We start from the raw sequence: 10,200 nt of genomic DNA on the forward strand, positions 1-10,200 counted from the left end.
CTGATTAGAAGCTTTCTGAATTCAGGTGTCCTCGAGGACGGCCTTGTCAGGCCAGTCACGGAGGGAGCACCTCTAGGCGGACCCTTAAGTCCGCTCCTATCCAATATTGTCCTCGATGAACTGGACAAAGAATTGGAGAAGCGAGGTCACCGCTTTGTCCGCCGATGACTGCAATAGCTACGTGAAGTCCAGACGGGCAGGCAGGTGAACCGACAGAAGTCGGCAGTGGACTGGAAACGAAAGTTTCTCGGCTTCAGCTTCACTCCAAATCGCAACCAGAAAATAAGGATAGCCAACAGGAGTAAGGCAAGGGCGTCAGGGAGATTACCTCCCGAAAGATGCCGTATTCCTTAGAACATCGGGTGCTCCTTTTGGAGTTCCCAAGGGCTCGACAGTCTGATGGCACGTTATGAACTTTTGCGTCATCAATCTTGATTGAACCGCCGTAACGGTACGTACGGTGGTGTGAGAGGACGGCGGGGTTAGTCACCCCTCCTACTCGATTGAAAAGAGACGGCCTGGGTGGCCGCCCGTTCAAGAATTCTGTTTGTCCCGGTCGCGCTTCAGCTGCGGCCGGTTTTTCATGTCTGCCCTGAAGCGGTCGAGCATCTCATCTCCCTGCAGCCCTTCAGCGATCAGTTCCTCAAGAAGGTGTTCCGCATACTGGGACCGGACGCGCTTCAGCGGTCCTTTCAGAAGGACCGAGATATGGTCGCCGATTTCCTTGACGGCGTAAACTGCAAGCCTGAATCCGGCAGGCTCGTTCTCTGGATAGGAAATGACCGCCTTTGTATTAATGACTTCTCCCGATTCAAGCCATTCATCGAATACCGGCTTGTGCTCTTTGTCCACAAACATCTCCAGAATCCATGAGCGGCGGCTGTTTTCTTCGTTGATGATGATTCCGTCGACAAGCGGGCAAGAGAAGAATTCACCGTCTTTCTCAAAATCGACCGACAGCAGTTTAAATGACTTCACAAACTTTCGCCCCCCGGTATTTACGTATGCCCAGTATACCATATCGTCCCCTTTCCTTATATTTTTTCAGAAACTGGCAAAATCGAATTTTGAAGCATTCTCGACGTTGGGGAGAATGCAGTCGGATCAAGGGGGTAACCGGTCTGATGGCGAATTGCGGATTGCGCAAAATTCGATTTTGCGGCAAAAACCGGGCCCATTCTTGAAAAATGGCGTTTTGCTCTATCCGTTGAGGGTCGGGTATGCTTGGCTCACCCACAGCGAAGGAGGTGAACGATTGAATCAGGTGGCATTGGTCGGGCGTCTCACAAAAGATCCCGAACTGAAAAATCTTTCGGAAGGGCGGGTCCAGACCAGCTTCGTTCTGGCTGTCAACCGGAGATTCAGAAATGACCGGGACAACGACGCGGATTTCGTTTTGTGCACGGCCTGGGGCAAGGCGGCTGTCAATACCGTGAAGTACTGCGGCAAGGGATCGCTTATCAGTATCGGAGGCCGTCTCCAATCCAGGACCTATGAAAAGGACGGAAACCGGGTGTATGTCACAGAGGTGGTGAGCGAGGAAGTCCGTTTCCTTGCGACCAAACCGCCGTCCCCCAAGACTGTTGTGGCCGGCAGTCCGCAAGGGGATGGCGCGGAAGGGTTAAGCGGCAAGGGATCCGGACCTTACCAAGACGCCGTACAGGAAGATCGGATCATGCAGGACTCTCATCATGAACGCCATGGAAGCCAGGCCGGCAGGGGACAGAATCTCCCGCCCGGACTCGAATTTGAAAACCGGAAAGTAGAGGAGCAAGAGGAACCCATCCAGCCTTGACCGGAGATTCCGGCGGGACCGCAACGCCGGAATCTCCCGGTCGGCAACTTTTATGCACCATTCCCTTTCATCTGAAACGCCACCCTTCAGAAAGGAATTTATGGCATGGAGCGCATTGAGCAACAGCTCGGCCGGACCGAGCAGCAAATCGAGCAGCTGATCCGGATTATCGCCCACCTCAACGAGCGTGTCATTTATCTGGAAAAAAAGCTGAGTGATCGTCATTGGCAAGAGTCGGACATTATGCAATTCGTCATGAAGCGATGAATGAGTGAAAGTTGGCGGAAATACAGGATGAAGACGGCCCGGCCATGGGGGTGGCCGGGCCGTCTGCTACATAGCGACATCCGGAATCGCGATGTCAACGAGCGCAACTGGATTCCCTCACTCAACCGATCGAGAACAGGTCATTCAGCTCTTCATCGGTGAGTTCCGTGATCCAGGCTCCGGATTGAATCAGGTCGGCGGACAAGGCGGCTTTCTCGGCGATCATTTTATCGATCTTTTCTTCGATCGTGCCGATTGTCACGAATTTCCGGACGTGTACAAAACGATCCTGGCCGATCCGGTATGCCCGGTCGGTCGCCTGGTTTTCCACGGCCGGATTCCACCACCTGTCTGCATGGAGCACATGGTTGGCGGCTGTGAGATTCAATCCGGTGCCGCCGGCCTTGAGCGAAAGGATGAACACCGGGAAGCCCCCGTCCTGGAACTCTTCCACGAGCCGGTCACGGCGTCCCTTCGGCATGCTGCCGGTCAGGAATGGGGCTTCGATATCATATAGGCCCGACAGGCAGTGCCGGATCAGCTCACCCATGCCGATGTATTGAGTGAAGATGAGCACCTGCTCGCCGCGGTCGACGATGTCTGCGGTTAGGCTGATAATCCGCTCGAGCTTCTCGGAGCGGGCCAGCATTTCGTCCGGCTCCGCAATCGGTTCTTTCAGGAAGAGCGCAGGGTGGTTGCAGAGCTGCTTGAGGCGGCTGAGCATCTTCAGGATGATGCCTCGCCTGCGGAAGCCTTCCGCTTCCATGAGGGCTGCCTTTGTCTCGCTGATATACCCTTCGTAAAGCGCCGCCTGCTCCTCGGTGAGCGGCACGAATTCGTTTTCCTCCAGTTTGTCAGGGAGGTTAAGCTTGAGTGAAGGGTCGGATTTGGTCCGGCGGAGAAGGAATGGGGAAATCTTCGCGCGCAGCCGTTGCATCTGCTTTTCCGAGCCGTCGCGTTCAATCGGACCGATATACGCCTCCTGGAACTCAGAAAAGCGTCCAAGATAGCCGCGGTGGATAAAATCGAAAATCGCCCACAATTCAGCGAGCCGGTTTTCGATCGGTGTGCCGGTCAGGGCGATGTGATGCCGGCCCCTAAGCTTCCGGACAGCTCTCGACTGCTTGGTCTGCATGTTCTTGATGTTCTGTGCCTCGTCCAGCGAAACCGCATCCCACTCCATTGCCGTGAATGCTTCGTGATCTTGCATGAACGTACCGTACGTTGTCAGGACAAGCCCGTTGCCGAGTGCACTCAGTGCCGCTTCCAGTTCACTGCCCTTCAGGCGGGAAGTGCCATAGTGGACGAGAACCGGATGAGCCGGGGAAAACCGCTGGAGCTCTTTTTGCCAGTTGCCGATCACCGAGGTCGGACAGATGATCAGGGAAGGGGCTTCCGCCGTTCCCGATTCCCGGCCATGGAGCAGGTAGGCGATCAGCTGGACGGTTTTTCCAAGCCCCATGTCGTCCGCGAGAACCGCTCCGAACCCATGCTCCCGCATAAAGACGAGCCAGTCGAACCCTTTCTGTTGGTAAGGGCGGAGTTCGGCATGCAATCCTGCGGGAACGGAGGTGGCGGGGATGCCTTCCTTGCTGCGGATCCGCTCGACCGCATCCTTCAATGAGTGCTGGAGAAGGAAATCAAACAGCGGATCGTCTTCATCATCTTCATCCTGTTCGTCCCGCCCTGCGCTGATTTCCTCTTCAAGGTCGCGGAACAAAAGATCCTTGACGGTCCATCCGCTTTTCTCTGCCGTCTCCATCATCTCCCGGATCCGGGCAAGCCAGGCGGCATCCAACCGGAACCATTCGTCACCCGCACGGATGAATTCCCGCTTTTCTTCGACGAGCCGCTTGAAATGCTCGGCTGTAATGTCGGCGCCGCCAAGGGAAAACGTCCAGTTGAAGCTGAGCGCATCGTCCAGGCGGGCATTGCCTGATGAACCGGCTGAGGCGGAAGCGCGGACACGCACGCGGCGTTCAGCGGCTTCCCGGAGCCAGCCCGGCAGGATCACATCGATGTCGAGAGCCTGAAAGAGCGGCAGATCTTCTTTCAGGAACTCCCGGACTTCATGGTCCTCAAGGGAAAGGGAGATAAACGAACTGTCCCCGCTGCCATGGTCGCCGGTTAGGACGGTGCGGATGCTCGATTGCATCCTTGAGACTGAATGTGTAAATGGCTTCCACTTTTTTGGGAGAGCTTCGGATACCGGTTTTGTGACCTTGCCCGCTGCCGGTGTCCAGTGCGTGCCGGTTTTCGGGTTCACCAGGACACTTTCCAGCATCCATCCGTCATCTTCATGTTCAGGTTCCGACAGCCGGAGCGCCATCCGGAAGGGCAGGGGGGTGACAGATGTCTGCGATGCTTCGGACCGGCGGAAGCGGATGACATCTTCCAGGCGGTCCTGCCCGATGCCGCCCTCGGCCAGAATTTCCAAAAAGGCCTTTCCGAGGAGGCGTGCAGTTTCCTCGGAGACGCCTTTGGCGACCTGCAGCGAACCTTCCGGGGCACCTATGATGCGGGGCAGCCCCGGTTCCGTGTAAACTGCTGCGGCTTCCTTGAAGATGCCGATCCAACTCTCGTCTTCATCGGACTTGCCGAGAAAGCGGACAAACGGATGGGGATCACCGAATGACTCGATCATATCTCGGTTTCCGGCCCGGACAGCCCCATCACGATCTTCGATCAGCAGGCCCATGTAAGAGCGGGTGTGACTGAAAAAGAGCAATTCTTTCAGCGGCCGGCTTCCGATAATGTCACCTGACGAATCGAATCCGGCAATCAGAAAACCGCCGTCGGGTGACTCGCTGACAGACAGTCGGATGTCACGGTTCAGAGTGAGCGGCTTCATGACAGCAGTCCTCCTTTCTCAAGTTCCTCCATCAGTGCGCGTAGCCGCTGATGCCGCCGCCGCAGCGCGCCGATGTAGCCGGACCACCATTCGGTCCGCCCGGCTTTTTTCGCGGCACGCTTCATTTTTTTCAGGATACGGACGGCTTCCCGATAATTCTGCCGGCTTTTCTGGGCAATCTGTTCCTCAACATGGACGTTCATAAGGAAGACGGCCTCCATCGGAGCTTCTTCCATCATCGTCTTCAGCCCCGTCCGTTCAATTCGCTCGAGGCCGGAACGATTCAGATGATGGTACGCTGCCCATTCCCGGTAGTGGCCCCGGCTCAGGAGGAATTCGGCATACTCGGCTTCTGCTGCGCTGCCGCATCGGAACAGGATGTCGGCAGCAGTTTCGTCGGGCACGTCTGTTTCGCGGCAAAGGTCTGCCAGTCTTCCGGCCGCGGTACGCTGGTCGAGAAATGATACGGATTCCATGTAGTTTTTAATCTGAGGGACAAGCGACATGAGAAGATCCCGGGCTGCATCGGCATCGCCGTTTTCCGCAAGGCTCGATGCCATGTCCAAGTAGGACGGGAAAAGCGGCAGATCGCTTTTCTCAAGCGCCGCATCAAGGCCGGTGGCTGATACACCGGATAGCAATTCAAGATAAGCGGTCATGAGCCTGAGTGCCGGCGCTTGTTCGCCCGCGGCTTTCAACCGTCGTAGCGTGTCAAGCTCCCGTCGGCGCGCATCGCTTCCGTTAAAGAGGGATTCCCACATCTCGTGGTAGACGGACAGCCACCTGCCCTGAGCGTTTTCTGCAGAAAGGGTCAGATTCCGGCTCAGTTCCTCAAGATCGTGGTAAAACGGATCTGCGGCAAACAGCCGGCGGGTGGAGGAAAGAAGATTCAGTTCGTCCCTGATGCCGTCTGTCAGCGAGTCAAGCAGGCGACCATACTGCCACCGGTCGTATCCGATTGAGAATCCGCCCGCCGGGGCCCCCGCTGTGACGGCCCGCAAACCGAACAGCCCGGCATACAGCCGGAAAAGCGGCTTCCATTCCTGTTCGAACGGTTCCGCCTCCCGCACCTGCTGTCGGTAAAGCGTAACTGCGGAGGAGATCATATGGAATGGGACATTCTCGCCGATTGATGGAAAAGTGCCCGCCAGTTGATCCAACACATCATGCCACGCATCCGGCGTCTTTTCCATGGTCCGGGACGGAGCGGCAATCTTGCTTGCCGAGTGCCGCCACTCTGCGAGCCAGTCCGACAGGGAGGCAAATCGCTGGTACAGCGCGAAATAGGCGGCCGTTGTATGCTCGCAGCCTTTGTCTCCGTGAACGCTGCAAACCGCCCGCGGATTATACAGGCGGATTTCCGCTTCCGGCTGGGGATAGCCCGGGAAGGCAAACCGGACAATCCCGGTCTGGTCGGACTGGAGAAGGCGCAGCCAGTCGTTTCGGACCATCATTGCCGCCTGGCGGAACCTCCGTTCTCTCACTTCATATGTGATGGGCAGTCGTTTTTGCTGCTCCATCGCATCAACAATTTCAGTTCTATATATATCGGCGACTTCCGTAAGCTGATCGATCAATCAACACACCACTTTCCATGAGCTGTATTCCGGGCAGGACAGCAATGCCGGGTGAGTGCCCCGAACCTCCATTAAACTAAAAAAGGCTGTCCCTCCATTATACGATGCCTGGAAACAATCGTAAACGGAGGGACAGCCCATTCTTTAAGACTGTCCATCGCGGTACCTGTCCTTGAGAATATCCAATATGCTTAACTTGGTTTGTCATTACGTTGATTTTAATGAAGCGGGAAATAGAGGAGTATGAGGAATGACTCTGTATGAAATCAGATTCAACGGACAGCAGGGCAACTTCAGGCCGGGGAACTGGCGGCTGATTGAGAGGAAAGGTGGAGGAGAGACCGGCTACAAAGTCGTCATGGAAGGAGCCGGAGCTTACATACAGCTTTCCGGAATGGATTATGGGCCTTTCCACCTGAGAAATGTGAGCGTGGATTTTGCCGAGCAGGTCATCATCTTTCACAAGGCGTCGGAGGATGGGCAGCTTTTCCGTGAGACCGCGCACGCCTTCCTGTCATCTTATGTGATGGAGTTCGGAAAAGACGGGTTCGGGTTTTTTTTGGCCGGAGGCCATCGGCCGAGGAAGAAAAGCCGGAAAAATCCCCGTTCGGGTGAATAAAACAATCCCGGGCCTCAAGCCCGGATTATTCTGTATGCGCTTTCATATAATTATGGTAAACTGTTGATAACGGAATATTTAGAAAAGGAGGGAGCCCCATGCTGCACATTCAACGAATGAAGCCATTTTACGTTACGCAGGAACAGGCGAAGGTGAAGTTGGTCTTTGAGTATCAGTACTTCACGATTAAAAAAGGTGAAGAGCTATTTCATTTCATTCCGTCGGAAGGGAAAGAGATCCACATCAACCTCCAAAACCTCCAAGTCGAAAACCTTGGTGATATTTTCGTTTTCCAGAAAGGCAGCCGCTTCATCCGCCTCCCGCTTTATCAGTTACTGCTCATATCGGATATCCACGCCCATCTCAAAGAAATCCTGCAAGGGGCGGACATTATGGAAAATGACCCGCTGCTGCTCGAACCCGGTGAAGCGGAAAACCTGATTGAAGAACTTGAACGGATCAACCTGCTGAATCTGATTGACCGAGCACTTGAACAAGGAGACCGGGACCTCTTCCACCATCTGACCGAACAGTTGAACGGCACTTTATAAAATAGATGACTTTTAAAGAACCCGCCGTCAATCTCCGGCGGGTTCTTGGCGTTCAAAACCGGAGGCCGGCAGCAGTCTCATCGCCGTACCCTTGTTTGTGTTATCCAACTATCCTGCAGCGGTTGAATGCATACAAATCGGCTTAAATTTGGTAAAGTTGAAAAGAGTAAGCTATTAACCTATCGGATGTGAAGGGATATGGGCGTATGTTTTTCGAATTCAAGTTCTGGCATTTCCTGCTGAACCAACGGGAACTGACAGACCGAATGGCCGGGAGTGCGATGAAGGGCTTTCGGTGGCGGATTGCCGGGTTATTCATTTCCGCAGCCGTCCTGTATGCCTTGATGAATATGTGGGGTATCGGTACGCGTGACCTCACGCCGATCGCAGTGTCGGGGGCGGAGGGAACATTTGCTTTGAGGCGGATTTTATCCCTCGCTTCCGCAATCCTCTGGTCTGTCATTTACACGGCATTCCATGTATATGCCGTTGCATTCATCTTACATAAGCTGACAAGTGCCGGGTATCGGAAACTTGTCGTCCTTCAGCTTTTTGTGACAGCAATTTTGCTGCTCGAGAAAGCGATCGTCTTTGCGGTCTTTCTGGTGAGCGGAGCCGCGGCTCCGGTTTCGCCGCTGTCTTTCGGCCCGCTCGCATTGACATTCATGACCTATCCGCCCCTGATCTATTTGTTTAACCAATTAAGCATCGGGACCGCGCTGGTTGTGGCTTACCAGTTCCGGTTTATCCGCCTGTTGCTTCCGGAAGCCGGACGGGGCCTCCTGTGGATCCTTCTCGGCCTTCAGGTATTGATGGCGCTTGCGGTCTCCCTGTATGGGATGGTTCCCGCCGAGCAGCTGTTCACTGAGCTCTTCGGAGGAGGTGCCGCTGTTGAATAAGCTTTGGAATATTGCTGTGGCGGTTGCTGTTACCGCTTTTATCGCAACAAACCTGATTCTCTTGTATGGTCAGAAGAGCCTGGTTCCTAAATATGTTTATGCACCTGAAACCGAGAGGATGGTAGCGGGTCATTACACGGAAAAGCTGTCCAAGGAGGGGTTGGTCATTCCGGACATGGTCTACACGGCTTATATCGATCGTGAGGCGACTGTCGGGGAATGGCTTGTCGAAGAAGGGGAGACGGTCACAGCCGGACAGCCTATCGCAAACCTGGACACGGGCCGGATGGAGAGCCAGCGATCAATCTGGCAGTCAGAGAAAAAAGCGCTTGAAGCCCAGGAACGTGACCTGGAGTCCTCCCTGAGCCAACTTGAACAGGAACGCCGCTCTGCAGAATCAGGCACTAACTCCAGCACCAACGAACGGCTCGACAATAGCGGCGCAGACAACGGCAGCCCGATTGTCGACCTGAGCGTCGATGTTCAGGTTGATGTGCCACAGGGAGGCGCCTACGCCCATGCCATCGCAGCGGCGGAAAACCAATTGGCTGACATCAGGCGCCAACTGACAGTCGTCGAGGCTCAGCTTGAGCAAAGCGGAGAAACCCTCTCACTGGTCAGTCCCGCGGATGGGACAGTAGCCAAAGTACACCGGCAGGGGGAGCAGCTGGCCGTGGATGTCTATTCAACGGAGCGTACGATCCTGACGTATGCGGCCGGTGAAGAATGGCAGGACATCGAGCAGGAAGACCGCGTATTTATACAAGCTTCCGGGCTTGAAGGCGTCATTGAGGGCAGTGTGCATTCAGTCTCGGAAGTCGAGGCGCCAGAGTCAAAATGGCTCGATGCCTACCGGACCCTCGATCAGCGCAACGTCAACAATCCGCTGGCTTACTATGAAGTGCGGATCCTGCCGAATGAGGACATCAGTGTGTTGCCGTTCGCGAACAATGTCAATGCCGTCATCTACACCGAGGAGGCGTACGACGCAGTTGCAGTGAAGTCGGAGGCCCTGACCGACAAGTCCAGGGACGAAGCGATCGTCACCGTCATCGACAATGAAGGGTATGCCAAGAACGTTCCGGTCATTACACCGTTCGACTGGAAAGGACAGAGCATCATCACGGATAACCTATACGAGGGGGACTTCGTGATTACGGGCCCAATCTATGACCGGACGATCTCACCGCCTGCCGTCATCCTCCCCATGCCGCTTGAATGGCCGTCCAAAGAAGAATGGAAAGCACATGACTGGCGCGATTACATGCATTTCATATTGTTCCGTTAAGCCGATTAACGGGAGGGCCGTCCGATATTTCGGACGGCTCAGACTGTAGACAAAGTGAGTATATTACTCCGTTGTCTGCAGTTTTTTTCTTTTCCATAAAATCCTCCGGATTTCCGCTGCGGGCCCTTGTTGGCCAACGCTGTCGCTTTTGGCCACAGACGCCGTTCTTCGTGACGGCGTCCGCTAGTCCGCGGGCGTTGCCTTAGCCGGCGCCAGTACGTAGACTGGCGTCTGTGCGCATCGCAAAGCGTTGCGCAACATCTGCGGGGTCTTCGGCTAACGCTTTTCCCGCAGGTGTCTCGGGCCCTCCGCTTCAATCCGCCATATGGCTTATTGAGGCAAACCGTACCTGT

9 protein-coding genes and 1 pseudogene are annotated in these 10,200 nt (G+C 55.1%); 7 read left to right on the top strand and 3 right to left on the bottom strand.

What is annotated here, in order from left to right; all coding sequences use genetic code 11:
* Nucleotides 1-365, top strand: a pseudogene (locus BLT01_RS15460) (group II intron reverse transcriptase/maturase); the annotation flags it as partial.
* A 169-nt stretch (nucleotides 366-534) separates the two neighbouring features.
* On the opposite strand, the gene BLT01_RS14750 reads toward BLT01_RS15460, so the two are convergent.
* Nucleotides 535-978, bottom strand: coding sequence for a YwpF family protein (locus BLT01_RS14750; protein WP_092099088.1), 444 nt, complete (start codon nucleotides 976-978; stop codon nucleotides 535-537).
* Between the two features lie 286 nt (nucleotides 979-1,264).
* On the opposite strand from BLT01_RS14750, the gene BLT01_RS14755 reads away from it, so the two are divergent.
* Both BLT01_RS14755 and BLT01_RS15275 read left to right on the top strand, forming a co-directional pair.
* The gene (locus BLT01_RS14755) at nucleotides 1,265-1,795 is read left to right on the top strand and encodes a single-stranded DNA-binding protein (protein ID WP_245696955.1); all 531 of its coding nucleotides are present in this window, start codon (nucleotides 1,265-1,267) and stop codon (nucleotides 1,793-1,795) included.
* A 105-nt stretch (nucleotides 1,796-1,900) separates the two neighbouring features.
* Nucleotides 1,901-2,062, top strand: coding sequence for a hypothetical protein (locus BLT01_RS15275; protein WP_176765185.1), 162 nt, complete (start codon nucleotides 1,901-1,903; stop codon nucleotides 2,060-2,062).
* 121 nt (nucleotides 2,063-2,183) lie between these two features.
* Here BLT01_RS15275 and BLT01_RS14760 read toward each other — a convergent pair whose 3' ends face one another.
* Together BLT01_RS14760 and BLT01_RS14765 are read right to left on the bottom strand one after the other, a co-directional pair.
* Nucleotides 2,184-4,913, bottom strand: coding sequence for a DEAD/DEAH box helicase (locus BLT01_RS14760; RefSeq protein WP_092099074.1), 2,730 nt, complete (start codon nucleotides 4,911-4,913; stop codon nucleotides 2,184-2,186).
* Nucleotides 4,910-6,490: a hypothetical protein gene (locus BLT01_RS14765; RefSeq protein WP_092099077.1), complete on the bottom strand. Its 1,581-nt coding sequence runs from the start codon at nucleotides 6,488-6,490 to the stop codon at nucleotides 4,910-4,912. Before BLT01_RS14765 ends, BLT01_RS14760 begins: the two co-directional genes overlap by 4 nt.
* A gap of 250 nt (nucleotides 6,491-6,740) precedes the next feature.
* Here BLT01_RS14765 and BLT01_RS14770 point away from each other — a divergent pair, with 250 nt between their 5' ends.
* The 4 genes from BLT01_RS14770 to BLT01_RS14785 all read left to right on the top strand — a co-directional run bounded on the left by BLT01_RS14770 (nucleotide 6,741) and on the right by BLT01_RS14785 (nucleotide 9,847).
* Nucleotides 6,741-7,109 carry a hypothetical protein gene (locus BLT01_RS14770; RefSeq protein WP_092099080.1) on the top strand — a complete coding sequence of 123 codons (369 nt, stop codon included), beginning with the start codon at nucleotides 6,741-6,743 and terminating at the stop codon, nucleotides 7,107-7,109.
* Between the two features lie 98 nt (nucleotides 7,110-7,207).
* Nucleotides 7,208-7,660 carry an IDEAL domain-containing protein gene (locus BLT01_RS14775; RefSeq protein WP_092099083.1) on the top strand — a complete coding sequence of 151 codons (453 nt, stop codon included), beginning with the start codon at nucleotides 7,208-7,210 and terminating at the stop codon, nucleotides 7,658-7,660.
* 206 nt (nucleotides 7,661-7,866) lie between these two features.
* Nucleotides 7,867-8,559: a hypothetical protein gene (locus BLT01_RS14780; protein WP_092099084.1), complete on the top strand. Its 693-nt coding sequence runs from the start codon at nucleotides 7,867-7,869 to the stop codon at nucleotides 8,557-8,559.
* Entirely contained in the window at nucleotides 8,552-9,847 is a 1,296-nt protein-coding gene (locus tag BLT01_RS14785) for an efflux RND transporter periplasmic adaptor subunit (protein WP_092099086.1), read from the top strand. Before BLT01_RS14780 ends, BLT01_RS14785 begins: the two co-directional genes overlap by 8 nt.
* Nucleotides 9,848-10,200: the final 353 nt, after the last annotated feature.

Origin of the sequence: Bhargavaea beijingensis (genome assembly GCF_900101985.1) — a bacterium.
GTDB classification, from domain to species: domain Bacteria; phylum Bacillota; class Bacilli; order Bacillales_A; family Planococcaceae; genus Bhargavaea; species Bhargavaea beijingensis.